21 protein-coding genes, 3 tRNA genes and 4 rRNA genes are annotated in these 26,786 nt (G+C 42.8%); 14 read left to right on the top strand and 14 right to left on the bottom strand.

Going from position 1 to position 26,786, the window contains the following annotated elements; genetic code table 11:
- Positions 1-21: 21 nt before the first annotated feature.
- The 3 genes from pdhR to ampD form a co-directional block, all read right to left on the bottom strand.
- Complete coding sequence (gene pdhR, locus ACRWQL_RS11890) at positions 22-774, bottom strand: pyruvate dehydrogenase complex transcriptional repressor PdhR (RefSeq protein WP_226412775.1); 753 nt, start codon at positions 772-774, stop codon at positions 22-24.
- Between the two features lie 204 nt (positions 775-978).
- Positions 979-1,830 carry a beta-lactamase regulator AmpE gene (gene ampE / locus ACRWQL_RS11885; RefSeq protein WP_434950156.1) on the bottom strand — a complete coding sequence of 284 codons (852 nt, stop codon included), beginning with the start codon at positions 1,828-1,830 and terminating at the stop codon, positions 979-981.
- A gap of 88 nt (positions 1,831-1,918) precedes the next feature.
- Positions 1,919-2,500: a 1,6-anhydro-N-acetylmuramyl-L-alanine amidase AmpD gene (gene ampD / locus ACRWQL_RS11880; protein WP_434950154.1), complete on the bottom strand. Its 582-nt coding sequence runs from the start codon at positions 2,498-2,500 to the stop codon at positions 1,919-1,921.
- Between the two features lie 283 nt (positions 2,501-2,783).
- Here ampD and nadC point away from each other — a divergent pair, with 283 nt between their 5' ends.
- The 9 genes from nadC to mutT all read left to right on the top strand — a co-directional run bounded on the left by nadC (position 2,784) and on the right by mutT (position 11,181).
- Positions 2,784-3,662: a carboxylating nicotinate-nucleotide diphosphorylase gene (gene nadC, locus ACRWQL_RS11875; RefSeq protein WP_434950152.1), complete on the top strand. Its 879-nt coding sequence runs from the start codon at positions 2,784-2,786 to the stop codon at positions 3,660-3,662.
- A gap of 870 nt (positions 3,663-4,532) precedes the next feature.
- Complete coding sequence (locus ACRWQL_RS11870; protein ID WP_434927433.1) at positions 4,533-4,946, top strand: prepilin-type N-terminal cleavage/methylation domain-containing protein; 414 nt, start codon at positions 4,533-4,535, stop codon at positions 4,944-4,946.
- Between the two features lie 114 nt (positions 4,947-5,060).
- Positions 5,061-6,770 carry a type IV-A pilus assembly ATPase PilB gene (gene pilB / locus ACRWQL_RS11865; protein WP_434950151.1) on the top strand — a complete coding sequence of 570 codons (1,710 nt, stop codon included), beginning with the start codon at positions 5,061-5,063 and terminating at the stop codon, positions 6,768-6,770.
- 98 nt (positions 6,771-6,868) lie between these two features.
- The gene (locus tag ACRWQL_RS11860; protein ID WP_434927435.1) at positions 6,869-8,137 is read left to right on the top strand and encodes a type II secretion system F family protein; all 1,269 of its coding nucleotides are present in this window, start codon (positions 6,869-6,871) and stop codon (positions 8,135-8,137) included.
- Between the two features lie 32 nt (positions 8,138-8,169).
- Complete coding sequence (locus ACRWQL_RS11855) at positions 8,170-9,099, top strand: prepilin peptidase (RefSeq protein ID WP_434950149.1); 930 nt, start codon at positions 8,170-8,172, stop codon at positions 9,097-9,099.
- Between the two features lie 27 nt (positions 9,100-9,126).
- A complete protein-coding gene (gene coaE, locus ACRWQL_RS11850; RefSeq protein WP_434950147.1) occupies positions 9,127-9,744 on the top strand; it encodes a dephospho-CoA kinase in 618 nt (205 codons plus the stop codon).
- Positions 9,737-10,471, top strand: coding sequence for a cell division protein ZapD (gene zapD, locus ACRWQL_RS11845; RefSeq protein WP_434950145.1), 735 nt, complete (start codon positions 9,737-9,739; stop codon positions 10,469-10,471). Before coaE ends, zapD begins: the two co-directional genes overlap by 8 nt.
- A 53-nt stretch (positions 10,472-10,524) precedes the next feature.
- Positions 10,525-10,752: a DNA gyrase inhibitor YacG gene (gene yacG, locus ACRWQL_RS11840; RefSeq protein ID WP_226412757.1), complete on the top strand. Its 228-nt coding sequence runs from the start codon at positions 10,525-10,527 to the stop codon at positions 10,750-10,752.
- 30 nt (positions 10,753-10,782) lie between these two features.
- Positions 10,783-11,181 carry an 8-oxo-dGTP diphosphatase MutT gene (gene mutT / locus ACRWQL_RS11835; protein WP_226412755.1) on the top strand — a complete coding sequence of 133 codons (399 nt, stop codon included), beginning with the start codon at positions 10,783-10,785 and terminating at the stop codon, positions 11,179-11,181.
- Between the two features lie 503 nt (positions 11,182-11,684).
- Here mutT and rrf (ACRWQL_RS11830) read toward each other — a convergent pair.
- The 7 genes from rrf (ACRWQL_RS11830) to ACRWQL_RS11800 form a co-directional block, all read right to left on the bottom strand.
- A 5S ribosomal RNA gene (gene rrf / locus ACRWQL_RS11830) occupies positions 11,685-11,800 on the bottom strand.
- Between the two features lie 34 nt (positions 11,801-11,834).
- A tRNA-Thr gene (locus ACRWQL_RS11825) sits at positions 11,835-11,910 on the bottom strand.
- Between the two features lie 52 nt (positions 11,911-11,962).
- Positions 11,963-12,078: ribosomal RNA gene (gene rrf, locus ACRWQL_RS11820) — 5S ribosomal RNA — on the bottom strand.
- A gap of 142 nt (positions 12,079-12,220) precedes the next feature.
- Positions 12,221-15,123, bottom strand: a 23S ribosomal RNA gene (locus ACRWQL_RS11815).
- A 362-nt stretch (positions 15,124-15,485) separates the two neighbouring features.
- Positions 15,486-15,561: transfer RNA gene (locus ACRWQL_RS11810), tRNA-Ala, on the bottom strand.
- A gap of 145 nt (positions 15,562-15,706) precedes the next feature.
- Positions 15,707-15,783: transfer RNA gene (locus tag ACRWQL_RS11805), tRNA-Ile, on the bottom strand.
- A gap of 89 nt (positions 15,784-15,872) precedes the next feature.
- Positions 15,873-17,417 (bottom strand): 16S ribosomal RNA (locus ACRWQL_RS11800).
- The 16S, 23S and 5S rRNA genes sit together here with 3 tRNA genes alongside, the layout of an rRNA operon.
- Positions 17,418-18,116: 699 nt before the next feature.
- Between ACRWQL_RS11800 and ACRWQL_RS11795 the strand changes: the two genes are divergently transcribed.
- The gene (locus ACRWQL_RS11795) at positions 18,117-18,572 is read left to right on the top strand and encodes an RNA recognition motif domain-containing protein (protein ID WP_434950143.1); all 456 of its coding nucleotides are present in this window, start codon (positions 18,117-18,119) and stop codon (positions 18,570-18,572) included.
- Positions 18,573-18,591: 19 nt separating this feature from the next.
- Here the strand turns inward: ACRWQL_RS11795 and murI are convergent, their stop codons facing one another.
- Positions 18,592-19,365, bottom strand: a complete 774-nt coding sequence (gene murI / locus ACRWQL_RS11790; protein WP_434927569.1) for a glutamate racemase — start codon at positions 19,363-19,365, stop codon at positions 18,592-18,594.
- An 85-nt stretch (positions 19,366-19,450) separates the two neighbouring features.
- Here murI and trmA point away from each other — a divergent pair, with 85 nt between their 5' ends.
- The gene (trmA, locus tag ACRWQL_RS11785; protein WP_434950142.1) at positions 19,451-20,548 is read left to right on the top strand and encodes a tRNA (uridine(54)-C5)-methyltransferase TrmA; all 1,098 of its coding nucleotides are present in this window, start codon (positions 19,451-19,453) and stop codon (positions 20,546-20,548) included.
- A gap of 73 nt (positions 20,549-20,621) precedes the next feature.
- On the opposite strand, the gene fabR is transcribed toward trmA, so the two are convergent.
- Complete coding sequence (fabR, locus tag ACRWQL_RS11780; protein WP_226412478.1) at positions 20,622-21,239, bottom strand: HTH-type transcriptional repressor FabR; 618 nt, start codon at positions 21,237-21,239, stop codon at positions 20,622-20,624.
- 166 nt (positions 21,240-21,405) lie between these two features.
- Between fabR and ACRWQL_RS11775 the strand changes: the two genes are divergently transcribed.
- From ACRWQL_RS11775 to mnmH, 3 genes are all read left to right on the top strand, one after another.
- Complete coding sequence (locus tag ACRWQL_RS11775) at positions 21,406-22,512, top strand: acyl-CoA desaturase (RefSeq protein WP_434927572.1); 1,107 nt, start codon at positions 21,406-21,408, stop codon at positions 22,510-22,512.
- 232 nt (positions 22,513-22,744) lie between these two features.
- A complete protein-coding gene (selD, locus tag ACRWQL_RS11770) occupies positions 22,745-23,806 on the top strand; it encodes a selenide, water dikinase SelD (protein ID WP_434930885.1) in 1,062 nt (353 codons plus the stop codon).
- Complete coding sequence (mnmH, locus tag ACRWQL_RS11765; RefSeq protein WP_434950140.1) at positions 23,799-24,899, top strand: tRNA 2-selenouridine(34) synthase MnmH; 1,101 nt, start codon at positions 23,799-23,801, stop codon at positions 24,897-24,899. The genes selD and mnmH overlap by 8 nt, the downstream gene beginning before the upstream one ends.
- A 228-nt stretch (positions 24,900-25,127) precedes the next feature.
- Here mnmH and cysQ read toward each other — a convergent pair whose 3' ends face one another.
- A complete protein-coding gene (cysQ, locus tag ACRWQL_RS11760; protein WP_434950138.1) occupies positions 25,128-25,943 on the bottom strand; it encodes a 3'(2'),5'-bisphosphate nucleotidase CysQ in 816 nt (271 codons plus the stop codon).
- Between the two features lie 157 nt (positions 25,944-26,100).
- Complete coding sequence (gene nudE, locus ACRWQL_RS11755; RefSeq protein WP_434950136.1) at positions 26,101-26,649, bottom strand: ADP compounds hydrolase NudE; 549 nt, start codon at positions 26,647-26,649, stop codon at positions 26,101-26,103.
- Positions 26,650-26,786: the final 137 nt, after the last annotated feature.

Here is a 26,786-nt window from a genome sequence, read left to right as displayed (position 1 = left end):
CTTTGGTCTTGTTTAACTCACCTATACGCCGCTCTTTAAACGGCGCAAGCTACGCTGCAACCGACTATCTTCTTCTCTTACTGACAACATGACTTCTTCGATATAGCTTAAATGCTCATTCGACGCTTCACGTGCCGCATCAGGGTCTCGACGTACAATCGCCGCCAATAACGCGCGGCGGTGATCATTTGCCATGGTGGAAGCTTCTTCACGACGACTAAGAAGCTCCAAATTTTGCGCCACGTTTTTATGCAGCACAGGGGTTAAACTTAATACTAAATGAAGCATTGCCACATTGTGTGACGCCTCGGCTACGGCGCGATAAAAACGCACAATCGCATCCGCTTGCTCTTCAATACTGGGGGCATTTTCCACATCTAAAATACTATTTTGAATATTTTTCATGTCGGCGTCAGTGCCGCGTAGTGCAGCAAAATACGCCATCATGCCTTCGGTGGCATGACGAAATTCAAGTAAATCGTATTGGCTTTCAGAATCGTTATGCATCAACTCAACAATAGGATCAGCAAGGCTTTGCCAGAGTTGTTCTTTAACATAAGTGCCACCGCCTTGACGGCGCATTAATAAACCCTTTGCTTCAAGCTTTTGAATGGCTTCGCGCAATGAAGGGCGCGACACTTCAAACTGGACTGCAAGTTCACGTTCAGGAGGTAATTTCTGGCCAGGCTGTAAACTGCCCTCAAGGATCATGCGCTCAAGTTGCTCCATGATCACATCAGAAATTTTTGGCTGGTTAATCTTGCTGTAAGCCATAATTGCGCTCAAACTCCCTTGAAAGCCTTATTGTAAATTGGTCTTACCAATTTATGTGAGAGCGCGCACTTTATCAAATCATCCTATTGATGTCTAGTTTCTAGCATAGTCACCAATTGCACTCTCAGATAAAGCAGCATAAACGAAAAAAATCGTTAAGGGGTCAGACCATTTGACAAAAGCCCGAAAAACACAATATCTAGGCTAACTAATGATCCCAAATATGGTCAAAACAGACACAAAAGTAAGCAGCAAAGTAAAGTTGCGTTTGGTCAGCGCCAATAGGGCTAATGTTGGTTGCACGCTAACAGGAGCAGGCCCAGCCTCAGGCAAAGACTCAGCCGCTAACGCGGTTTCAGTGACCACTAATTTAGCGCTACTGCGGGTATCGAACGCCCGTTTTCGCCAGGCTGCTAGCCCTTGTGAAAATTGCCCACTTAACACATATCCGAAACTGAATATTCTGCTAGGCAACCAATCAAACAGTCGCTGTAGGTGATCGATTAAGGGTAAAGACAAATCTTGTTTAATGTTTAAATCATAATAAAATCGAATGCTGCAATACAACACCGCCCCTACTGGGCCAAAACACACCAGAAACAAGGCTACAGCACCATAGTAACGATAATTAATCCACGCAACACTTTGGCCCACTTTAATGCCTAAATCACGCTCATCTACCGCATCAATACATTCGCTGCAATCAAGCTCTGCGGCGTAGCGATAACACGCTTGCACATCACCTCGACATGCCGCTTGCACGTATTTTTTAAAAATGTCACGTAAGTCCTGATGGCTAAAACACACTAAAGTCACCACAACCCACAGCAATAAACTCGGTAAATCGAACACTAAGCCATTCACTAACAACCCAATAGCAAACACCAAAAAAGACGGTAATACTACCGCTATCGCTACACCAAAATCGGTTGATAACGACTTTTTATCCCAAAACTGTTTGTGATAACGCAGCATCAAGGTGTCAAATTGTAGACTGACCGGGAGTAATTTTAGTCGCTCGACTAAAATAGCGACCAGTAGTGCAAATAAAGCCATCTTGTATCCTTAGGATGTAATAAAAGCATTACGCTCAATCATGTAAAATAAGTTTAACGGTAAGCCTTTACCATTATTTTAGCGCTAATTAGGTTAACCCATTGCCTAAACCAAGCGCTTGTCGATACCTTAGCCAGTCAAAACTATTGCCAGGGTCGGTTTTACGGCCAGGGGCAATATCACAATGGCCAACTATCCGTACTGGGTTAATCATAGGGTATTGCGCCATAATCTCCAGTGTTAGTTGTGCAAGGTTAAGGTATTGCGTATCTGTATAGGCAATATCATCCGTGCCTTCTAGCTCAATACCAATGGCAAAATCATTACAATTGGTTCTACCCTCAAACTCAGATACCCCAGCATGCCACGCCCTATCATCACAACTGACATATTGAACAATTTCACCGTCGCGGCGAATTAAAAAATGCGCCGACACTTGTAAACCCGCTAAATCGACAAAAGAATCGTCGGCAGCGCTTGCTGCATCAGTCTCTAAGCAGCCCTGAAATAATGCATCAATATAAGGTAAACCAAAACGGCCTGCAGGCAGGCTAATATTGTGGATAACCAATAAACTCACTTCATTATTAGGTCGTGCATTAAAATGCGGCGAAATACAGCGGCGCGCCTGGGGCAACCAACCTAAAGACATACTTGTGTGTGATTTCATATTATATTCTTGTCAATGTTAAGGCCTGTTGCATCCTATCTGGGTTCAGTTTCATTCTAAACAAGCTACTACTATAGCGTTTTAACAGATAATGAATTGTGCAATACCCCATACAGGTTCCAGCAATGTGGTAAGCGAATAAATTAACAGTAAAATAGCCTTAATACCACGGTCACAGCACTCACAACCCATTCAAAGTTATGTTAATCTATTAGCTTACACAGTGTTTTGTGTGACCTTTTATTCAAAACCTCGTCACCCAATATTCGCAAGGATTTAGCTTATGTTTGAAAATGATATCCGCCATGCAGTGAAAACCGCATTAAATGAAGACCTAGGGTATAGCGAACATCAAAATGTTGAACAAATGCTCAAAGCCGATATTACCGCCCAGCTTATTCCCGCTGACAAACACGTAGAAGGCAGCTTAATCACCCGTGAAGAAGGCGTATTTTGCGGCAAAGCTTGGGCAGAACAAGTGTTTAATCAGCTCGGCGGTGAAGTTGCCTTGCATTGGCACGTAGACGATGGCGACTTAGTCGTACCCAACCAAGTGTTATGTGACTTATCCGGTCCAGCCCGCGTCATTTTAACCGGCGAGCGCACCGCAATGAACTTTATTCAAACCCTATCAGGTGTCGCAAGTTTAACTAAACTGTATGTTAATAAACTCGCCGGCACCCATACTAGTTTACTCGACACCCGTAAAACCATTCCAGGCCTGCGCACCGCACAAAAATATGCCGTAACCTGTGGTGGGGGTAAAAATCATCGCATAGGCTTGTTTGACGCCTTCTTAATTAAAGAAAATCACATCATGGCCTGTGGTGGTATTACCCAAGCAATTCAAGCTGCCCGGGAACTACACAGTGACAAACCCGTAGAAGTGGAAGTGGAATCTATTGCCGAGCTCACTCAAGCATTAGACGGCGGTAGCGACATCATCATGCTAGACAACTTTGATATCACCATGATGTTTGAAGCTGTCGCCTTAAATCAAACTTACAAAGATGCAGGCAAAGGCGCAAAATTAGAAGTGTCTGGCAATGTTACCATTGACACCTTAGCCGACTTTGCTAAAACAGGCGTCGATTACATCTCTGTAGGCGCACTGACCAAACATGTAAAAGCGTTAGACTTGTCGTTACGACTAAAAGGATAAACTACTACGATAGCTTACCGCTTCACTTAAGTGAGAAGCGGTAAGCTGTGCTGAGAAGTGATGCCCTAAACTGAGAAACGGTGAGTTGTACTAAAAGTGGCGAGTTGTAATAAGAAGCGCTGAGCTAACATTAACAGCTTATGCGTAACAAACCCTTTACTCGCGTTAAAACGTTGATGCCTAAATGTGCTAATACACCTACAGTCGGCAGCAAGTTGAAGCGTCAGTTTTATGACCTAACACTTTCGACTGTCAAAAATTAGCCCTTATAAGTCAATAGTCAAAAAACAGTTGCAATATTTCATCCTAAAAACTGCCAAGTACAGAATATTTAAACATTAATTTTACTTTTACCGGATAAAAGTATTCCATTTTAGGTCACTTTATACTAACGTTTGCATTAGGCGAGTGGCCTTTCGGCCAGAACTTGATTTATTAAGAGTGTGTTTTTCAAACAACAGCCTATTTTTGACAAAGTTTACTGATAAATGATGTTACAAAATTGTGTTTTTATGAAATACTTGCTCTAGAAATAAGCAAATCAGCCGAAAAGTCATGTGTAGTTAGTTATAAATACTTGTTGGCACTTTGTTAAAAAGTGACATAGGCTTAAAAAGCCCTACAAAATATTTAAAGCCTAGCTAAACTGATTAAACGTTGACTAAACCAAAGTTGATTACAACAAAAACTGAATTCATTGTTATTCAATGACTTCAACACTAGCAAATAATATGTGCCCGTAAGGCTTCGGCAACGATGGATGCCACTGAATACTGTAACAAACGGCAATACGATTTCATGTATAGCCGCCCGATATACAGTTCAGTACCTAGGATTGGATAGGCCCAAGCACATTTACGGAGAGAAAAAATGAAAAGCATTAATCAAATTAAAAACGCTAAGGGTTTTACCCTTATTGAATTAATGATCGTAGTCGCGATCATCGGTATTTTAGCAGCAATCGCATTGCCGGCTTACCGTGACTATGTTGGTTCCGCTCACGGAGGCGCAGCAATGAAAGCTGTTGCATCATATACAACGAAAGCTGTTACTTGCGTTCAATCAGGCATTTCTTGTAACACACTAGTGGCTGACGCTGCTGCAGCACCAGGAATGTCAATAACAGGTTTGACAGGAGAAGGGATAGAAGGAACTTTAGTTTTTGCTGAAGGTTCTTGTACCTTAACCGCTACTATAACAGGTGACGGCAGAGTGACTTACGGCATTGTCTCTGCTGGTGCAGGTGCTACTTTAGCCCAATGTCAAGCTGGTGCGGGTATCTAATACCTTAATAAGCCTGTTATTTTATTTAGACGCCAAGAATGATACCTTTTTATTCTTGGCGTTTTTAGTTAGAGTATCTAAACATTATCAATTAATTCCTTCACTAGGAAAGTTATGCCTAATAACGGTTTGCATCTTGGTTTATCCACTCTTTTTATTCGCAAAGGTTTACTTAGCGAAGAGCAAACTTCATCTGCGATTGCTGAGTCGAGAAAGTCTAAAAACTCCTTAGTTACCACCATCATCAAATTAAAACTCCTTTCAGCCAGAGAAATTGCAGAACTGTGTTACGAAGAATATGGCACGCCACTTCTTGATTTAAATGAATATGATATCGCTGCAATACCTGAAGAGTTGCTCAATAAAAAGCTTATTGATAAACACCGCTGCCTGCCACTATTTAAACGAGGCAACCGTTTATATATAGCGACCTCAGACCCAACGAACATAGCCGCTTTAGAAGACTTTCAATTTAGTTTAGGCCTGCATGCAGAAGCCATTTTAGTTGAAGATGACAAGTTACATATTATTTTAGAAAAACTTGCTGAGGATGACTTAAGCAGCCTTGACCTTACAGGTTTAGATGAAGAAGCCTTAGCTAATATTGATGTCTCAGATACCAATCAACAAGATGAACAACAAGCTGAAAGTAGTGACGATGCCCCTATTGTAATTTACATTAATAAAATACTCACAGATGCGATTCGTAAAGGAGCATCTGACTTACATTTTGAACCCTATGAAAAACGCTACCGGATTCGTTTTAGAATTGACGGCATCTTACATGAGGTGTCGCAACCGCCAGTTAATCTATCTGCGCGTATATCAGCCCGTTTAAAGGTCATGTCAAAGCTTGATATTGCCGAGCGCCGCGTGCCGCAAGATGGCCGGATTAAAATGAAACTGTCGCGAACTAAATCTATCGATTTTCGTGTCAGCAGCTTGCCCACTATTTGGGGCGAAAAAATTGTAATGCGTATTTTGGATTCATCTTCTGCGCAGCTGGGCATTGAAAAGCTCGGTTATGAAGATGACCAACGTTTGCTGTACGAAGAGATGCTTGCCAAACCCCAGGGGATGATTTTAGTTACTGGCCCGACGGGTTCGGGTAAAACCGTATCCTTGTATACTGGTCTTAATATATTAAATACCGAAGAGCGCAATATTTCTACCGCGGAAGATCCGGTAGAAATTAACTTAGAAGGGGTTAACCAGGTTCATATTAACCTTAAAGCAGGTTTAACCTTCGCTTCAGCGCTACGCTCATTCCTGCGTCAAGACCCTGACGTGGTGATGGTAGGTGAAATACGTGATTTAGAAACCGCTGAAATTGCCATTAAGGCCGCGCAAACCGGTCATTTAGTATTATCGACGCTACACACTAACTCGGCAGCGGAAACCCTTACCCGTTTAATCAATATGGGGGTCCCAGGCTATAATATCGCCAGCTCAGTGAATTTAATTATTGCCCAGCGTTTAGCCAGACGTTTATGCCCAGAATGCAAACAGCCTGAAGATGTACCCGCTGAAGAATTATTGCGCCTTGGTTTTAACCAACAAAACATCGATGAAGGGTTTACCGTCTATAAACCCTGCGGCTGTGATTTATGTTCCGGCGGCTACAAAGGTCGTGTCGGCATTTATGAAGTAATGAAAATATCTGACGCCATTGCGCGGACGATTATGGAAAGTGGTAATTCTTTGCAGATTGCCCAACAGGCAAAAACCGAAGGCATGCGCGATTTGCGCCAGTCAGGATTACTAAAGGTAGTTCATGGTGTCACCAGTATCGCCGAAGTTAATCGAGTGACTAGCTTTAATTAGAGACTTAGATAAAAATATCATTTTAGATATTTGTTCACTATTCGCTTACAATTAAAATAAATAATCAATATGTAAGCCTAATTTCAAGGAATCGCTTTATGGCCACTGCTGCAGCGAAAAGAAAAACCTCTAACAAAAAAAGGAATGTAAAGCACCAGCCAAAAGTATTTACCTTCGAATGGAAAGGTGTCAATCGCGATGGACAAAAAACCTCAGGCGAACTACGTGGTTCAACCATTGCTGAGATTAGAGGAATTTTAAAAGCACAGGGAGTATCTCCCAAGACTGTTAGAAAAAAATCAGCCCCACTGTTCAAACTAGGTGACCCTAAAATCACAGCTATGGATATGGCGATGATTACCCGTCAAATAGCCACCATGTTGGCTGCCGGAGTACCTTTAGTCACCACTATAGAACTACTGGGTCGAGGCCATGAAAAAGCTAAAATGCGTGAATTACTGGGCGGAATTTTATCCGATGTTCAATCGGGCATTCCGCTATCAGATGCACTTCGTCCCCACCGCAGATATTTTGATGAGCTCTATGTAGATTTAGTCGCTGCAGGTGAGCATTCTGGTGCTTTAGATATCGTATTTGACCGTATCGCAACTTACCGTGAAAAGTCAGAGCAACTAAAATCTAAAATTAAAAAAGCCATGTTCTATCCTGCCGCTGTTGTGGTAGTCGCCATTTTAGTCACAACAATGTTGTTATTATTCGTCGTACCACAATTTGAAGAAATCTTCAGAGGGTTCGGTGCAGAGTTGCCTGCATTTACTCAATTTGTATTAGGTATTTCGAGAGCCCTACAATCATCATGGTACGTTATTTTAGGGCTAGTCGTAGCAGCTGTTTTTTTATTTGTAAGGGCCCATCGAAATTCACAAATTGTCAGAGACCAAGTCGATACACTTATTCTGAAAATACCGGCAATAGGTGACATTTTACATAAAGGGGCAATGGCACGTTTTGCCCGCACACTAGCGACAACGTTTACCGCAGGTGTACCACTAATTGATGGTTTAGAATCAGCAGCTGGCGCTTCAGGTAATGCGGTATATCGCATTGCATTGCTAAAAGTGCGTCAAGAAGTGATGTCTGGTATGCAAATGAACGTGGCTATGCGTACTACAGAACTTTTCCCCGATATGCTTATTCAAATGGTGATGATTGGCGAAGAATCAGGCTCATTAGATAACATGCTAAATAAAGTTGCTAATATCTATGAGATGCAAGTGGATGATGCTGTCGATGCATTATCGAGCTTAATTGAGCCAATAATGATGGTAGTGATTGGTACCCTTGTTGGTGGTTTAATTGTCGCTATGTATCTGCCAATCTTCCAAATGGGTAAAATAGTTAGCTAACTCTTATCAAATATAAAAAATAAGAATAATTAATGACTGAATTTATTTCAATTTTCGTTACCACAATGAGCCAGTATCCTTGGCTCTTTGTTTGTATAAGCTTTATCTTTGCCGCCACCATTGGCAGCTTTCTTAATGTGGTTATCCACCGTTTACCGGTTATGATGAAGCGTGAATGGCAAAGTGAATGTAACTTTTATTTAACTGAATATCATCCTGATATCGTCCAGCAAGTCGGTGAAAAACGCTTAGCCAAACCGATAGATGAGTTCCCAGTAAAGTATAACCTTATAGTGCCAGGCTCCGCTTGTCCGAAATGTAAGGCTAATATCAAGCCTTGGCATAATTTACCCGTATTGGGCTGGTTAATCTTAAAAGGCCAGTGCGCCAGCTGTAAGACCGCTATCTCAGCTCGTTATCCTGTGATGGAATTTATCACTGGTGTAATGGTGGCCACCTTGGCATTTTATTTTGGCCCTACGACTCAATTTCTGTTTGCCGCAATACTGACGTTCTTTTTGGTAGCGTTAACCGGCATTGATTTAGATGAAATGTTATTACCCGATCAACTCACCTTACCCTTACTCTGGTTAGGGCTACTAATCAACCTGCAAGGGGTGTTTACCAGTTCAAGCGATGCATTAATTGGCGCAGCTGCCGGATACTTAAGTCTTTGGTCGGTATTTTGGCTATTTAAGCTAGTCACAGGCAAAGAAGGTATGGGTTATGGTGATTTTAAATTAATGGCGGTATTCGGGGCATGGCTAGGTTGGCAAATGCTACCACTGATCATTTTATTATCATCGTTAGTGGGCGCTATTGTGGGCATCACTATGATAGTGACCAAAAAACTGCATGCAGGTAAACCTATTCCATTTGGCCCATATATTGCGCTAGCCGGCTGGATAGCCCTTATTTGGGGCCAAGATATCATTAACTGGTATTTGAGCACGCTTATTTAATGCTAACTAACTCATCTAAACAATCACATGTCTAACTTTATTGTCGGTCTTACTGGCGGCATCGGCAGCGGCAAAACTACAGTTGCTAATTTATTTGCTGATTTAGGCATCACCTTAGTTGATGCCGACATTGTCGCCAGACAAGTAGTAGAGCCAAACTCAAGCGGTTTACAACAGATTATCCAACATTTCGGCGCGGACTTATGTCTGGCCGATGGTTCGTTAAATCGCAGCAAGCTGAGAGATATTATCTTTAACCAACCAGAACAGCGCGACTGGTTAAATAACTTATTACATCCAATGATCCGTAATACTATGTTACAGCAGGTAAAAAATGCTGCATCTGACTATGTCATTTTGGTTGTTCCCTTGCTATTTGAGAATGGGTTAGATAAGTTAGTCAATACAACTTTAGTAGTGGACATTTCACCTGAGTTGCAAATTTCAAGGACGAGTAAACGTGATAACGTGGCTTCAACGCAAGTTGAACAAATTATTCAAAGCCAAATATCACGTCAACAACGATTATCTAAAGCCGATGATATTGTTGATAATCAAGGAGAGTTAAACGTGCTACGGGACAAAGTAGCTTTGTTACATCACAAATATTTGAAATTGGCGAAAATACTTAACTCCGATGACTGAACTAATATACGAACAACCACTGAATGAAAAAATTCGTAGTTATTTACGGTTAGAATATCTGTCGACACAAATACAATCTAATTTGACCCAAGATCATCAACATCGCTGCTTTTATCCGCTATTTTCGCTTTGTGAATTAACCGACCGTTGTGACTATCGTTCCGATGTATTAAAAGATATCGAGCGCCATATAATAATGTTGTCAAAGTGGCTCGAATTACCCCATGTTGATAAAGTACAAATTAACGAATTAATTAACCGTTTAATACAATCGAAAGCGCAGTTACAAACCTCAGATAGAATTGGCGTCCATCTTAAGAAAGATAAATTTATTTCTGCATTGCGACAGCGTTTTGGAATGCCCGGAGCTTGTTGTAACTTCGATTTGCCCCAATTACACTTTTGGTTAGCTAAACCCTGGAAAGAACGTCAAATTGATCTTCAATGCTGGGTTGATCAATTTCAACCACTGCTTACCCCAATAAACTTATTGCTTGAACTTATCCGCAGTACTGCAGAGTTTTGCCCTACAGAAGCAAAAGCAGGTTTTTATCAGGGTGATAGCGGACAACCTCTTGCGTTAATTCGCGTTAAAGTGGACGTATCTCAAGGATGCTACCCAACAATTAGTGGCCACCGTAACCGTTACGCCATTCACTTTGTTGATTTTGACCAACTTCGCCATACCGACAAAACAATTCAATTCTTGCTGGCTACTTGCAGCTAAACCTTTTAAGATCTTGCAGAATCTTACTTCTTCATTATTCAAGTATATAAATTATGCCATTGACTGTTAATTGCCCCATCTGTAAAACTCAAGTTGAATGGGTAGCTGAATCTAAATTTAAACCGTTTTGCAGTGAGCGCTGTAAATTGATCGACCTAGGTGACTGGGCTGATGAAAAACATGTTATTCCCGTTACTGCACCACTAGACCCTGATATGTATGATGACTTAGGTTATGACGAACTGGGATTAAACGAATCCTCTTTCTTTAAAGAAGACTAACTCTACCTAAGCGATATTGGAATACACATTATGCAAAAGCGAATTCATGTAGCCGTAGGTGTCATCATTAACCAAGATAATCATATTCTATTGGCTAAAAGGCACGGACATCTTCACCAAGGCGGTAAATGGGAATTCCCAGGTGGTAAGGTGGAAGTCAGTGAAACAGTCACTGAAGCATTAATTAGAGAGCTAAAAGAAGAAGTAAACTTAGATGTAACCACCTCTATACCGTTCATGGATATTATTCATGATTATCCAGATAAACATGTCAGATTAGATATTCATTTAGTTACTGAGTTTTCAAATCAAGCAAAGGGTTTAGAAGGACAGCAGATACAATGGGTGCCAATCAATCAGCTTCAGCAATTTGACTTTCCAGAAGCGAATCAAGCAATAGTTGATAAAATTTTAGCTGAATTAGCCTAGCTCTATTCTGCAGTAATAGTGTAAATAGCCCCAACATATTTGTGCGGGCTTTTTTGTATTCATCACTAAAAAAACCTCACTACATTTGATCAATATTTTCACATGGGCATATCGGCTACACTACAACCATTATCTAATATCATTCCCTAATATCAAAGATCAGTTCGCCACAAATCATAGACGTAAAAAGCCCGTTACTTTAGTAATGCGCTTATCACTACTCTTGCGAGTAAATTAGGCGCCTGGAAATGACCTACTCTCACATGGGCATATCGGCCACACTGTGTTTAATGTAAATTGTATGACTTATGCTTAAGAATAGTGATTCCATACAAAACAAAAAGGCCACTCAATTAGAGTGGCCTTGCTGTTTTATTTAGCGCCTGGAAATGACCTACTCTCAGATGGGCATATCGGCCACACGACTTTCATGCTCAAGAATAGTACTTCGACACAAAACAAAAAGGCCACTCATTTAGAGTGGCCTTGCTGTTTTATTTAGCGCCTGGAAATGACCTACTCTCACATGGGGAGACCCCACACTACCATCGGCGATACTGTGTTTCACTTCTGAGTTCGGAATGGGATCAGGTGGTGCCACAGCTCTATGGTTTCCAGACAAATTCTACTAGGACAATACACTAGAATATTCGTGGTGCTGATACCCAGAATCGAACTGGGGACCTCATCCTTACCAAGGATGCGCTCTACCGACTGAGCCATATCAGCAAAACTTGCTTTATATTATTACTCATCATTATGATCAGTAATTTTAATTGGCGCCTGGAAATGACCTACTCTCACATGGGGAGACCCCACACTACCATCGGCGATACTGTGTTTCACTTCTGAGTTCGGAATGGGATCAGGTGGTGCCACAGCTCTATGGTTTCCAGACAAATTTGGTTTATCTAACGCCATTTAACTAGCATTAAATAATAATTCGGAAAGCTGATTGCTTTATCTGAGTTTGAGTCTCGTCACACTATTTAAGCGTCCCATTCTAACCACTAAGGTCAGTAAAACCCATCTGGGTTGTATGGTTAAGCCTCACGGGTCATTAGTACAAGTTAGCTCAACGCCTCACAACGCTTACACACCTTGCCTATCAACGTAGTAGTCTCCTACGGCCCTTTAGAGAGCTTAAAGCTCTAGGGATGACTCATCTTGGGGCTCGCTTCCCGCTTAGATGCTTTCAGCGGTTATCGATTCCGAACGTAGCTACCGGGCAATGCCATTGGCATGACAACCCGAACACCAGCGGTTCGTCCACTCCGGTCCTCTCGTACTAGGAGCAGCTCCCCTCAATCATCCAACGCCCACGGCAGATAGGGACCGAACTGTCTCACGACGTTCTGAACCCAGCTCGCGTACCACTTTAAATGGCGAACAGCCATACCCTTGGGACCGACTTCAGCCCCAGGATGTGATGAGCCGACATCGAGGTGCCAAACACCGCCGTCGATATGAACTCTTGGGCGGTATCAGCCTGTTATCCCCGGAGTACCTTTTATCCGTTGAGCGATGGCCCTTCCATTCAGAACCACCGGATCACTATGACCTACTTTCGTACCTGCTCGACGTGTATGTCTCGCAGTTAAGCTGGCTTATGCCATTGCACTAACCGTACGATGTCCGACCGTACTTAGCCAACCTTCGTGCTCCTCCGTTACTCTTTGGGAGGAGACCGCCCCAGTCAAACTACCCACCAGGCACTGTCCTCAACCCCGATAAGGGGCCAGAGTTAGAACATCAAAACTACAAGGGTGGTATTTCAAGATTGACTCCACTCCATCTAGCGACGAAGCTTCAAAGTCTCCCACCTATCCTACACATGTAGGTTCAATGTTCAGTGCCAAGCTATAGTAAAGGTTCACGGGGTCTTTCCGTCTAGCCGCGGGTATACGGCATCTTCACCGCAATTTCAACTTCACTGAGTCTCGGCTGGAGACAGCGTGGCCATCATTACGCCATTCGTGCAGGTCGGAACTTACCCGACAAGGAATTTCGCTACCTTAGGACCGTTATAGTTACGGCCGCCGTTTACCGGGGCTTCGATCATGAGCTTCTCTTGCGATAACCCAATCAATTAACCTTCCGGCACCGGGCAGGCGTCACACCGTATACGTCATCTTGCGATTTTGCACAGTGCTGTGTTTTTGATAAACAGTTGCAGCCACCTGGTATCTGCGACTGCCGTCAGCTTAGGGAGCAAGTCCCATCACCAACAGCAGCGTACCTTCTCCCGAAGTTACGGTACCATTTTGCCTAGTTCCTTCAGCCGAGTTCTCTCAAGCGCCTTGGTATTCTCTACCCGACCACCTGTGTCGGTTTGGGGTACGATCCCTACTAACCTGAAGCTTAGAAGATTTTCCTGGAAGCATGGCATCAACTACTTCATCACCTTAGTGACTCGTCATCAGCTCTCAACGTGTACATTTAAGTACGTGTTCCCGGATTTGCCTAAGAACACCGCCTACTACCTTAAACGCGGACTACCAACGCCGCGCTAGCCTAGCCTTCTCCGTCTCTCCATCGCAGTTAGCAGAGGTACAGAAATATTAATCTGTTTTCCATCGATTACGCCTTTCGGCCTCACCTTAGGGGTCGACTCACCCTGCCCCGATTAACGTTGGACAGGAACCCTTGGTCTTTCGGCGAGGGAGTTTTTCACTCCCTTTATCGTTACTCATGTCAGCATTCGCACTTCTGATACGTCCAGTGTGGGTTACCCCTTCACCTTCAACCGCTTACAGAACGCTCCTCTACCGCTTGCAGTAAACTGCAAACCCGTAGCTTCGGTGGTATGTTTAGCCCCGTTAAATCTTCCGCGCAGGCCGACTCGACTAGTGAGCTATTACGCTTTCTTTAAATGATGGCTGCTTCTAAGCCAACATCCTAGCTGTCTAAGCCTTCCCACATCGTTTCCCACTTAACATACACTTTGGGACCTTAGCTGACGGTCTGGGTTGTTTCCCTTTTGACAACGGACGTTAGCACCCGCTGTCTGTCTCCCGAGTAGTACTCATTGGTATTCGGAGTTTGCAAAGGGTTGGTAAGTCGGGATGACCCCCTAGCCTTAACAGTGCTCTACCCCCAATGGTATTCGCTCGAGGCGCTACCTAAATAGCTTTCGAGGAGAACCAGATATCTCCGAGTTTGATTGGCCTTTCACCCCCAGCCACAAGTCATCCGCTCATTTTTCAACATAAGTCGGTTCGGTCCTCCAGTTGATGTTACTCAACCTTCAACCTGCCCATGGCTAGATCACTCGGTTTCGGGTCTACGCCTTGCAACTAAACGCGCAGTTAACACTCGGTTTCCCTACGGCTCCGCTATTCGCTTAACCTCGCTACAAAACGTAAGTCGCTGACCCATTATACAAAAGGTACGCAGTCACGGTCTCAAGAACCGCTCCCACTGCTTGTACGTATACGGTTTCAGGTTCTATTTCACTCCCCTCACAGGGGTTCTTTTCGCCTTTCCCTCACGGTACTGGTTCACTATCGGTCAGTCAGGAGTATTTAGCCTTGGAGGATGGTCCCCCCATATTCAAACAGGATGTCACGTGTCCCGCCTTACTCGTTTTCATCTATGGTTAGTTTTCATGTACGGGGCTATCACCCTGTGCCGCTGAGCTTTCCAACTCATTCCACTAACACCCCATAGACTTAAGGGCTAATCCCCGTTCGCTCGCCGCTACTAGGGGAATCTCGGTTGATTTCTTTTCCTCTGGGTACTTAGATGTTTCAGTTCCCCAGGTTCGCCTCATACAGCTATGTATTCACTGTATGATGACCACTTATGTGGCCGGGTTTCCCCATTCGGATATCGTTAGCTCAAATGCTTATTACTAGCTCGCCAACGCTTTTCGCAAGTTATTACGTCCTTCATCGCCTCTGACTGCCAAGGCATCCACCGTATACGCTTAGTCACTTAACCATACAACCCAAATGAGTTTCACTGCCCTTGTAAACAAGAGAATGAACTAATCGGACTGTATTGCAACTAGCTGGTTTTTACTTGTCTCACTCCCGACCAGGAAGTGTGACTCGCCTTAGTTTTTAGAATATTCAAGACACTTAAACAGTGTTTTGAGAACTCAAGATACTGATGCTTTCGCATCAATATTATTTTCGCACTAACCTAATCACACAAACGACAACGAATCATCATTCATGCGCCTTTAGTTAGTACTATCAGCTTTCCAAATTGTTAAAGAGCGGGCTTAAAAAAGCCAAAGATAAAATTTCGTTTATCTTTGGCATCTCGGACCAATATGTATGTATTTCATCGAAGATGAATGGTGGAGCTATGCGGGATCGAACCGCAGACCTCCTGCGTGCAAGGCAGGCGCTCTCCCAGCTGAGCTATAACCCCTTTACATACAGTGAGAATTTACGTTTACCTTCTAAGAAGGTCAGCCAATTTATTTGGCTTGCCAATTCGAATTTATCCAAGGCAATTTATTGCGACGTTTAGTTCACTAAACGAGCGGTAAATTAACACAGGAGAAATGAAGAATTGGTGGGTCAGAGTGGACTTGAACCACCGACCTCACCCTTATCAGGGGTGCGCTCTAACCAGCTGAGCTACAGACCCAACGTAATTTCTCTTTCTTTCTATCAAGTAATCTGTGTGAACACTCACATGCATCTCTGCACTTTTAGGTATTGAGTTAGTCGTATAGGTAAGGAGGTGATCCAGCCCCAGGTTCCCCTAGGGCTACCTTGTTACGACTTCACCCCAGTCATGAACCACAAAGTGGTGAGCGTTCTCCCGAAGGTTAAACTACCCACTTCTTTTGCAGCCCACTCCCATGGTGTGACGGGCGGTGTGTACAAGGCCCGGGAACGTATTCACCGTGACATTCTGATTCACGATTACTAGCGATTCCGACTTCATGGAGTCGAGTTGCAGACTCCAATCCGGACTACGACGTACTTTGTGAGATTAGCTCCACCTCGCGGCTTTGCAACCCTCTGTATACGCCATTGTAGCACGTGTGTAGCCCTACTCGTAAGGGCCATGATGACTTGACGTCGTCCCCACCTTCCTCCGGTTTATCACCGGCAGTCTCCCTAAAGTTCCCGACATGACTCGCTGGCAAATAAGGATAGGGGTTGCGCTCGTTGCGGGACTTAACCCAACATTTCACAACACGAGCTGACGACAGCCATGCAGCACCTGTCTCAGAGCTCCCGAAGGCACTAAGCTATCTCTAGCGAATTCTCTGGATGTCAAGAGTAGGTAAGGTTCTTCGCGTTGCATCGAATTAAACCACATGCTCCACCGCTTGTGCGGGCCCCCGTCAATTCATTTGAGTTTTAACCTTGCGGCCGTACTCCCCAGGCGGTCTACTTAATGCGTTAGCTTGGGAGCCCAGTGACTAAGTCACCAAACTCCGAGTAGACATCGTTTACGGCGTGGACTACCAGGGTATCTAATCCTGTTTGCTCCCCACGCTTTCGTGCATGAGCGTCAGTCTTTGTCCAGGAGGCCGCCTTCGCCACCGGTATTCCTTCAGATATCTACGCATTTCACCGCTACACCTGAAATTCTACCTCCCTCTACAAGACTCTAGTTCCCCAGTTCCAAATGCAATTCCTAGGTTGAGCCCAGGGCTTTCACATCTGGCTTAAAAAACCGCCTGCGCACGCTTTACGCCCAGTAATTCCGATTAACGCTCGGACCCTCCGTATTACCGCGGCTGCTGGCACGGAGTTAGCCGGTCCTTCTTCTGTAGGTAACGTCACAGCAATAGTTTATTAAACTACTGCCTTTCCTCCCTACTGAAAGTGCTTTACAACCCGAAGGCCTTCTTCACACACGCGGCATGGCTGCATCAGGCTTTCGCCCATTGTGCAATATTCCCCACTGCTGCCTCCCGTAGGAGTCTGGGCCGTGTCTCAGTCCCAGTGTGGCTGATCATCCTCTCAGAACAGCTAGGGATCGTCGCCTTGGTGAGCCATTACCTCACCAACTAGCTAATCCCACCTAGGTTCATCCAATCGCGAAAGGCCCGAAGGTCCCCTCCTTTCCCCCGTAGGGCGTATGCGGTATTAGCAGTCGTTTCCAACTGTTATCCCCCTCGACTGGGCAGATCCCTAGGCATTACTCACCCGTCCGCCGCTCGCCGGCAAAGATAGCAAGCTATCTTCCCGCTGCCGCTCGACTTGCATGTGTTAGGCCTGCCGCCAGCGTTCAATCTGAGCCATGATCAAACTCTTCAATTAAAGTTTTTTGAAACCCGAAGGTTTCGGCTCAATGAATTCTGATTGCTTTATCAACCGAAGTTAACAAAGTCTTTTTGTACATATTGCTATGAACATTCATCGTTGCATTGAGTTTAAATTTTTTGATTGCTCTTCCTAAGAAGAAGCAATTTCGAATAACTCAATACCTGTGAATGTCCACACAGATTACTTGATAAATTGTTAAAGAGCGTTGATGTTGATTTTTCAAACATCGCCGTTGGACGCTAGGTCGTTGGCTTGGGCTGCGTATTCTACAGACCCTGTTGTCAGCGTCAAGTGTTTTTTCAAACTTTCTTTTCGCTGTTGATTTGATGATGAAACCGAAGTTTTTATCCTTTCAAATCAACCTGACTTCCTAAGTGATTAACTTCAGATGCCACTTTGCTTTCGCGCTGTGCCGTGTCAGTGGTTGCGCATTATAGGGAGATTCTGATTCGGCGCAAGGGGGGATCGCGATCTTTTTTGCTGACCGATGATCTTTTACCCAGATCGCTGTTTTTTTCGCTTTTCCAGCCTATAAATGCAACAAGTTTGATGCCCAAAGCAGTATTTATCATATTTAAGTTAGTTTTAAGCTCATTTTTTCTACAACGGACTGGTTAATGTGCGGATTATTCATTAATATATAGCGGTTTTTTAACAGTTATTTTTCATTTCATTATTATTAGAGATTATTTTATGCAGAAATCATTCGTGATTGTTCTTATTGCAGCACTTGTTGGTGCTTTTGTTTTTTTCCAAGTTCAAGGTAGTGTAGCTTCCTCTGTAGCGTTTATTGCAGGGATAGTAGTAGCAACACTTATCTTTACCTTTGTTCCAGCTAGCCAAGCTCGCGCATCTGATGAACCTTATGTAGGTCCAACAATGACGTTATATGTTGGTAACTTACCTTACCGTGTTCATGAAGGTGAAGTTAAAGAGTTATTTGGTGAATATGGCCCGGTTAATTCAGTCCGTTTAGTACGTGATCGCAAAACAGGTCGCCGTAAAGGCTTTGGTTTTGTTGAAATGTCTGAAGCGGGAGCTCAAAAAGCAATGGGTAAGTTGAACGACTATACTTTCCAAGAGCGTACTTTAAAGGTAAGAGAAGCTAAATCTCAAGAATCTGATTCTTCCGATTCTTCTGATGTTTAATCTAACTTAGTTAGGTGGTTTAGTCGGTTATTTGTTTCACACTGGTGAACCCATAACCGACTAATGCTTTATAGAGTCCTGTTGAAATCTGCTTTGTATAACTGACCGTTAATTCACTTCCCTGCTTATTACTTATAGGCACTAATGTTTTTACTCTATTCGCTATTGCCAATCCAGAATCTAATAATTTGACATGATTACCCAGTATCTGGTTAATTTTCGCTGCGATAATAGGAAAATGTGTACAGCCTAATACCAGCACATCAATATCGGCATCTTTAATAGGTTGCAGTATTAACGCCAATTCTACTAGGTCTATGATTTCACCTGCGACATATTTCTCTGCCATCATCACCAATTCTGATGACCCGAATAATTCTACTTTGCAGTCATCGGCAAATTCATTGATCAGTTCTTGGGTATAGTCGCGCTTTACTGTGCCTGGTGTGGCAAGTAATCCAATATGCTTTTTAGCAGATAATGCGGCGGCGGGTTTAATGGCTGGTACAACACCAACAACAGGAATAGATAAACTCGCCCTTAACCTTGGTAATACTAAAGTGCTAGCGGTATTACATGCAACAACCACAATAGCAGCATTGATTTGATGCACCTGTTGTAGAATTAACTCAACACACCCTTCAATTAAATCCTCTTCTGATAAGTTGCCATAGGGCAAGCGGGCATTATCAAATAAATAATGATAATCCCTATTTGGCAGTAACTTGCGGATTTCTGATAGTACTGATAAACCACCTATTCCTGAGTCGAATACTAAAATTGGCTCTGACAAAGTGGTCTCCTATTTTATATACATTGGATATCGACGCTATTTGTTATAAAATTTGCGCCCTTTTTTATTGCCTTTGGTGGAGAAAATGAATTTAGCAGCCATGGACCCAAATAACTATGCTACGCAACTTGAACAGAAGCGTAACAAGCTTGAACAAGCCTTTGCTGATTTTACCCCACCAGCATTAGAAGTGTTCGCTTCTGAACCTGCTCATTATCGGATGCGCGCCGAATTTAGAATGTGGCATGAAGGCGAAGACTTATATTACTACATGTTTGACAAAGCGCTGAATGCTAAAGTGCGCTGTGATCAATATTTACCAGCGGGTACTTTGATCAATCAAATGATGGCCGCCTTAATTGAAGAACTAAAACCAAGCCCTTCTTTGCGATATCGTTTATTTCAGATCGACTTCCTGTCTACTTTAAGCGGTGAGATTTTAGTATCTTTGTTATATCACCGTCAATTAGATGATCAATGGCTTGAAGATGCTAAGGCACTGAAGGCTAAACTCGCCAAACAATTTAATGTTAATTTAATTGGCCGAGCTAGGAAGCAAAAAATCGATTTAGATAAAGATTTTGTCACTGAAAAACTGAATGTGAACGGTAAGATGCTTCAGTATAAGCAGATTGAAAATAGCTTTACCCAGCCTAATGCTAACGTGTCAGTTAAAATGCTTGAGTGGGCAATAAACGCTACCCAAAATAGCCAGGGTGATTTACTTGAACTCTATTGCGGCAATGGTAATTTCACAATTGCATTGGCGCAAAATTTTTCACGCGTACTGGCTACTGAGCTAGCTAAACCATCAGTTGATGCTGCGCAATATAATATTGAAATTAATAAAGTCGATAACGTGCAGATTATTCGCATGTCTGCAGAAGACTTTAGTGATGCGATGGCCAAAAAACGTAGCTTTAGACGCTTAGAAGGTATCGATTTGGACAGCTATGATTGCAATACTATATTTGTAGACCCACCAAGAGCCGGTATTGATGACGAAACATTAAAGTTGGTTCAAGGCTATGAGCGAATTTTATATATATCGTGTAACCCAAGTACGTTAAAAGATAACTTAACGGTACTAGGCGTTACCCATAAAATTACCCGCTTTGCATTATTTGATCAGTTCCCATATACCGACCATATGGAATCGGGTGTGTTACTTGAGCGCAAGTAAGACAACTTTATCAATATGAATAAAAAGGGCAGATTAATTATCTGCCCTTTTTTATTAAAATATAAATCAATTCTCAGCTGCGGCTGTCCATTTTCTGTTGTAATGCTTCAGCCCCTGTCGCCACCATTCGTAAATGCAACACCAATTGATCAGCCAGCGATTTTCGCTCACTTCGCTTTAGGTCTAATGCGCTAGCACCCGCATTGAACACTAAAGTCACCAAAGCCTCGGCTTGAGCTCGTGCAAGTGTTGGGTGTCTATTTGCGTGTGCTTCGGTGTAATGGGCTAGTTCAGAAATAAAGTGTTCGACCTCACGCTCAACTGCTGCGCGAAAAGCCGCTGATGTTCCTGAACGTTCATGTAATAGGATTCGGAACACATTGGGGTTTGATTCCATGACTTCCATAAAAGTGTCAACTGAAATACGAATAACACTTCCACCCGCTTCAGCACGTTGACGACCTTTACGCATCATTTGTCTGAGCGTTAATCCGCCCTCATCAACCATAGTCAGGCCAAGCTCATTCATATCTTTAAAATGACGATAAAAAGATGTCGGTGCGATGCCGGCTTCTCGAGCAACTTCACGTAAGCTTAAACTAGAAAAACTGCGCTCAGCACTTAATTGATTAAACGCTGCATCCACTAATGCACGGCGGGTTTTCTCTTTTTGTTGTGCTCTTACACCCATTTAAAAAATCGCTCAGTCAAGATTAATTAACAGATAATACCCCTTTTATCGTATAAACACAGCCCTATTGAGCTTGACCCAAAACAGATCACAGGATAAATTAGCTTACATATGTACGCTCAATTAGTTTAGACTCATATTTAAAAGTTAGCAGGAAAGCGATTAGATGAAAAAACCTCCTATTATTTGGCTTAACACCTTGTTGTTCGCTATTACCTTTATTGGTGCTGTGGTATTAGTGCCTTGGCGCGGTATAGCGCACGGTTTTGATGGTGTAGAATGGCTTGCCTTCATTGTTTTAGCCTATGCCAGTGGCTTGTCTATCACCGCTGGTTATCATCGTCTTTGGTCCCATAAAGCCTACAAAGCGCATCCGGCAATGCGAGTATTATTTGCATTAGGTGGTGCATTAGCATTACAAAATAGTGCTATACACTGGTGTAGTGATCACCGTGTACATCATAAACATGTCGATAATAACGACAAAGACCCCTATTCAGCTAAGCTGGGCTTTTGGTACAGCCATATAGGTTGGATGTTACGTGAATATCAAGCGAGTCGTTATAGTGATTACAATAACGTCCGCGATTTGCAAAATGATCCGATTCTTGTGTGGCAACACAAACACTATTTAGCATTGGTTATTTTAATGAATATCGGCTTACCCGCTTTATTGGGCTGGTTAAATGGTGACATAGTGTCAATGGTATTAATGGCTGGCTTGCTACGATTGGTGGTAGTGCATCATTGTACTTTCTTCATTAACTCACTTGCCCATATTTGGGGTAAACAGCCGTACACAAACAAAAACACCGCTCGCGACAATGCTTTTTTAGCCTTGCTGACATACGGTGAGGGTTACCATAACTTCCACCATATTTTTGAAAATGATTACCGTAATGGTATTAAATGGTGGGATTACGATCCAACCAAGTGGTTAATAAAAACGATGGACTGGGTTGGACTAGCCTCCGACTTACGTAAAGTACCACAAGAGCGTATTGAAGCGGCCAAACTGAAAATGCAACTGCAACGTGTGCAGTACAAGGTGGCCCATTTACCTAATTGTGATGAAATAATTGATACCTTCCAAGCTGAATATGAACTTATGAAGCAGCATTTGATGGAATACTATCAAGCCAAAAAAGCGTTGATTGAAGCTAAGCGAAAGCAATTAGTTGATACCCACTTAAAAGAACAGGTTCAAGAACTTCGCGAACGCTTTCTTGAGCAGCAGCGACAATGGAAAAGCCTGACGGCTGCTTATGCGTAGTTTTAGTCTGAATTCTAGCGGCCAATTAACAGCCGCTTTACAGTGACATTAATGCCGCGCCCTTTAAGGGCGCGGCATTTTTATTAGCCTGTTGACTGTGTCTAAAGACGTTATAGCCATTTCAAAAACTAATTCAAATGCGCTTTTTCTATTTAATGCTACCCAAGTACCAGATTATCTTTCACAATGAATCTATAACAGACCTTCACTTCCTTAGATTAAGTTATTCATTATGAAGTCCAATTATCAAGACATTCGCTTAACCGAATACAGCCACGGAGCCGGGTGCGGCTGTAAAATATCCCCCCAAGTACTCAGTACTATACTGTCATCACAATTACCGCTATTCACTGACCCTAATATCCTGGTCGGTAATGACACGCGTGATGATGCTGCGGTATACAAACTCAATGATGATATTGGGATTATTAGTACTACTGACTTCTTTATGCCTATCGTCGACGACCCTTTTACCTTTGGTCGTATTGCAGCGACGAATGCAATAAGTGATATTTATGCCATGGGCGGAACCCCTATAATGGCGATAGCTATTTTAGGCTGGCCAGTAAACAAACTGCCTGCAGAAGTGGCTCAACAAGTCATAGATGGCGGACGCCAGGCCTGTAAAGATGCCGGCATTATGTTAGCGGGAGGGCACAGTATTGATGCACCAGAACCTATTTTTGGTTTAGCAGTGACAGGCCAGGTACAACTCAATGATTTAAAGCAAAACAGCACGGCTAAATCTGATGACAAGCTGTATCTGACCAAACCTATTGGTATTGGTGTACTGACAACGGCTCAAAAACAAAAAAAGCTTAAACCCGAGCATAATCATATTGCGATTGATGCTATGTGTCAGCTGAATAAAGTTGGCCAAGATATCGCTAAAATAAAAGGCGTCAATGCCTTAACAGATGTGACTGGGTTTGGTTTAGCAGGTCATTTAATCGAACTCTGCCAAGGGGCTAATCTCACTGCGACACTTAACTTTAATGCCATTCCTAGATTAGCAGAAGTCGATAACTATATTGCCCAAGGTTGTATTCCAGGAGGAACAAGTCGTAACTATCAAAGTTATGCACCGCACTTACCATCATTGACCGATTACCAGCAGGCAATATTATGTGATCCTCAAACCAGTGGTGGTTTATTGATAGCAGTAAATGAATCGGCGCTGGCAGAGTTACACAAAGTATTAGCTGAGCATCAAATTGCCCTACATTGTATTGGGACATTGAGTAGCAATGCATTGAACACACCTGAACAACTAGTGGCTTTACTCAATGAGTAATACCATTGCCGCCAGTGAATACGGTCGATTGTTACTAGAAAAGCGACCTCTGATTGACGTTCGCGCGCCAATTGAATTCAATAAAGGTGCTTTTCCCGAGTCAGTTAATTTACCTTTGATGAATGATAGAGAGCGTCAACTAGTGGGTACCTGTTATAAACAGGAGGGGCAACAAGCCGCCATTACCCTAGGCCATCAATTGGTCAGCGGTGATATTAAGCAAAGCCGAATTGATGCCTGGTGCGAACAAGTACACCAACATAATCATAGTTATTTATATTGTTTTCGAGGCGGCCTTCGCTCTCAACTTAGTCAACAATGGCTACAACATGCGGGTATTGATATTCCCTATATTTATGGGGGATACAAGGCACTGCGTAGCTTTTTGATTAGTACTATTGAACAAGCTGAATCAAATCACCATTTTTTGATTTTAAGCGGCAGTACAGGTAGTGGTAAAACTGAGTTTATTCATCAGCGTAAAGAAACCATCGACCTAGAAGGCCTGGCTAATCATCGCGGATCAAGTTTTGGTAAACAAATAACCTCACAGCCTAGCCAAATTAATTTTGAAAATAATCTAGGGGTCGCGTTACTTAAATATCAACAGGTCAAGCCATCATCCAAATTGCTGTTAGAAGATGAGAGTTTCTTAATTGGCCGTACCGCTATTCCGCAGCCATTTTTTAAAGCCATGCAACAAGCGCCAGTTGTATTACTTGAAGAAGCATTTAATGCCAGAGTCGATAGGCTTCATGGTGAGTATGTCAGTAATATGCACCAACAATATTGCACTCTACTCGGAGAGGTTGAGGGGTTTAACGCTTTTGCTGCGTATTTAGTCGACAGTATTAGCAAAATCCGTAAACGCTTAGGCGGCAAACAACATGACGAGTTACAAGGACTTATTCAACAAGCATTAAAGCAGCAGCAAAATCAGCATAATCTGGATGGTCATTACGCCTGGATAAGCCAATTACTCAGTAAATACTATGACCCCATGTACCTATATCAACTTGATAAAAAACTTACTAAGGTGATTTTTAAAGGTAATGCCACTGAAGTGCACCAATGGCTGAATGAGCAAATATAAACACCTTGTTTTACCGGAGGGTTAACTTATATCGCGTCGTCATTAATGCCAACGGCAATTTTAACTCTTTACACAGTGTTTTATTTAACTCTATCACTCCCTAAATAATGTTCCCCCTAAGGTGTCAGCAACATTATTCAGGTATATGCACTTATGATGTGGCTAATATAGGCTAAACGGATTGAATTTAGCTGATTGAATACATTTCTGAACTCAAGTAGAAATTAATTACTCGTCATTAAGTAACATAACATTCCATGGGAGGTTTTCTGTCCCAACAACAATAAAGTTAGGGTTCTCTAAGGTATCACGTTCATTGTAAGTCATTGGATGTAAGTTGATATCAACCAAGGCTCCACCCGCTTCTTCGACAATAATTTGTGCTGCACCTGTGTCCCACTCACCTGTTGGGCCCAAACGGATATAACAATCGGCCTGGCCTTCGGCAACTAAGCAACTCTTTAATGCCGCACCACCTAACACCACTAACTCGCAGTCTTTAGGGTGGTTAAATAATTTAAGTACCTTTTTGGGATCTTGTCGGCGGCTAACCGCTATTCGCAGATGATTTTGCTCTGATAGCGCTAATTGAGTGCTAGTAATACGTACTTCACCTTCGGGACTACGTTTATAGGCACCTAACCCTGCAATAGCGTAATAACATACATCGGTCATTGGCGCATAAACAATTCCCATTATCGGGCGATTATGCTCAACAAGGGCAATAATTACCGAGAAATCACCACTACCAGCAATAAATTCACCGGTACCATCAAGCGGATCGACTAACCAATATGTTGACCAGTTTTGTCTGACAGACAAAGGGATATCAGCATCTTCTTCACTGAGAATAGGGATGTCTGGTGTCAGCTTAGCAAGACGTGAACAAATGATGTCATGGGCGGCCAAATCGGCAGACGTTACAGGGGTATTATCAGATTTTATCTCTCGTTTAAAATCACCTGATTGGTAGATTTTACGAATAGCATTCCCTGCTTCGATAGCAATTTCAATTGCTTGTTCGATGATGGCTTCAGGCTTCATTACAACTCCAGTTGCTGGAAATAAGCATGTATTACTGATTAAAACTAACTTTAGCTAACTTTAGCCAAAGTGCGAGGATAATACTTTACTGGGTAAGTGAATGGCACTTACCTCTGTATGACTCATACGGCGAAACAAGCAGTTATTTAGCTAGAAATTACTTAGCTAAAAACTGTTTGGCTAAAAAAAGTGCGCTTACACTTCGAGATTCAGAAAAATCGGGGTTATCTAACAATGTTTGCCAATCATCTAGTGCCCAAGGCACTACAATAATCGGTTCAGGTTCATCACCTTCAAGTTCACTGGCATACAATTGTTCAGCAACAAAAATATGCATCTTGCTAGAGAAGTACCCCGGTGCCAGTGACAGCGTTTTTAGATGGGTTAATTTTTTACTGGCAAAACCTATTTCTTCTTGTAACTCACGATTAGCAGCCTCAATAGCCTCTTCACCAGGATCAATAAGCCCTTTAGGAAAACCTAATTCGTAATTGTCAGTTCCAGCCGCATACTCTTTGGCAAGTAGTAGCTGGCCTTGATGAATAGGCACCACCATTACAGCGCCACGGCTTCCGCCCTTCATTCGCTCATACTGGCGCTCAACACCATTTGAAAACTTAAGATGAACTTGCTCAATTTGAAATAGCCGACTTTTAGCGACAATTTCTGTGTGCAAGATTTCCGGCTTACTATGCCGCTGTGTCATTGCAACCCCGTGTGACGAATGAAATAAGACAAGCGACAATATTACTACCCTAAGCGTAATCTACAACCGGAATTTACAGTCTTCTTAAAACAAGTTTCTATGTTTTGGTCATTAAAGATGATTCATAGCACTACTTT

The organism is Shewanella sp. HL-SH4 (assembly GCF_051164845.1).
Lineage (GTDB): Bacteria > Pseudomonadota > Gammaproteobacteria > Enterobacterales > Shewanellaceae > Shewanella > Shewanella glacialimarina.
The sequence above is the reverse complement of the archived record's forward strand: the minus strand, read 5'-3'. Positions and strand labels throughout refer to the sequence as shown.

Coding starts and splice junctions, on each gene's coding strand:
- zapD (WP_434950145.1), top strand. CDS start 9,737: ATGACTGAACTAATATACGAACAACCACTGAATGAAAAAATTCGTAGT.
- ampD (WP_434950154.1), bottom strand. CDS start 2,500: ATGAAATCACACACAAGTATGTCTTTAGGTTGGTTGCCCCAGGCGCGC.
- pdhR (WP_226412775.1), bottom strand. CDS start 774: ATGGCTTACAGCAAGATTAACCAGCCAAAAATTTCTGATGTGATCATG.
- nadC (WP_434950152.1), top strand. CDS start 2,784: ATGTTTGAAAATGATATCCGCCATGCAGTGAAAACCGCATTAAATGAA.
- mnmH (WP_434950140.1), top strand. CDS start 23,799: ATGAGTAATACCATTGCCGCCAGTGAATACGGTCGATTGTTACTAGAA.
- ACRWQL_RS11775 (WP_434927572.1), top strand. CDS start 21,406: ATGAAAAAACCTCCTATTATTTGGCTTAACACCTTGTTGTTCGCTATT.
- nudE (WP_434950136.1), bottom strand. CDS start 26,649: ATGACACAGCGGCATAGTAAGCCGGAAATCTTGCACACAGAAATTGTC.
- ACRWQL_RS11870 (WP_434927433.1), top strand. CDS start 4,533: ATGAAAAGCATTAATCAAATTAAAAACGCTAAGGGTTTTACCCTTATT.
- pilB (WP_434950151.1), top strand. CDS start 5,061: ATGCCTAATAACGGTTTGCATCTTGGTTTATCCACTCTTTTTATTCGC.
- selD (WP_434930885.1), top strand. CDS start 22,745: ATGAAGTCCAATTATCAAGACATTCGCTTAACCGAATACAGCCACGGA.
- mutT (WP_226412755.1), top strand. CDS start 10,783: ATGCAAAAGCGAATTCATGTAGCCGTAGGTGTCATCATTAACCAAGAT.
- yacG (WP_226412757.1), top strand. CDS start 10,525: ATGCCATTGACTGTTAATTGCCCCATCTGTAAAACTCAAGTTGAATGG.
- ampE (WP_434950156.1), bottom strand. CDS start 1,830: ATGGCTTTATTTGCACTACTGGTCGCTATTTTAGTCGAGCGACTAAAA.
- ACRWQL_RS11855 (WP_434950149.1), top strand. CDS start 8,170: ATGACTGAATTTATTTCAATTTTCGTTACCACAATGAGCCAGTATCCT.
- fabR (WP_226412478.1), bottom strand. CDS start 21,239: ATGGGTGTAAGAGCACAACAAAAAGAGAAAACCCGCCGTGCATTAGTG.
- trmA (WP_434950142.1), top strand. CDS start 19,451: ATGAATTTAGCAGCCATGGACCCAAATAACTATGCTACGCAACTTGAA.
- coaE (WP_434950147.1), top strand. CDS start 9,127: ATGTCTAACTTTATTGTCGGTCTTACTGGCGGCATCGGCAGCGGCAAA.
- ACRWQL_RS11860 (WP_434927435.1), top strand. CDS start 6,869: ATGGCCACTGCTGCAGCGAAAAGAAAAACCTCTAACAAAAAAAGGAAT.
- ACRWQL_RS11795 (WP_434950143.1), top strand. CDS start 18,117: ATGCAGAAATCATTCGTGATTGTTCTTATTGCAGCACTTGTTGGTGCT.
- cysQ (WP_434950138.1), bottom strand. CDS start 25,943: ATGAAGCCTGAAGCCATCATCGAACAAGCAATTGAAATTGCTATCGAA.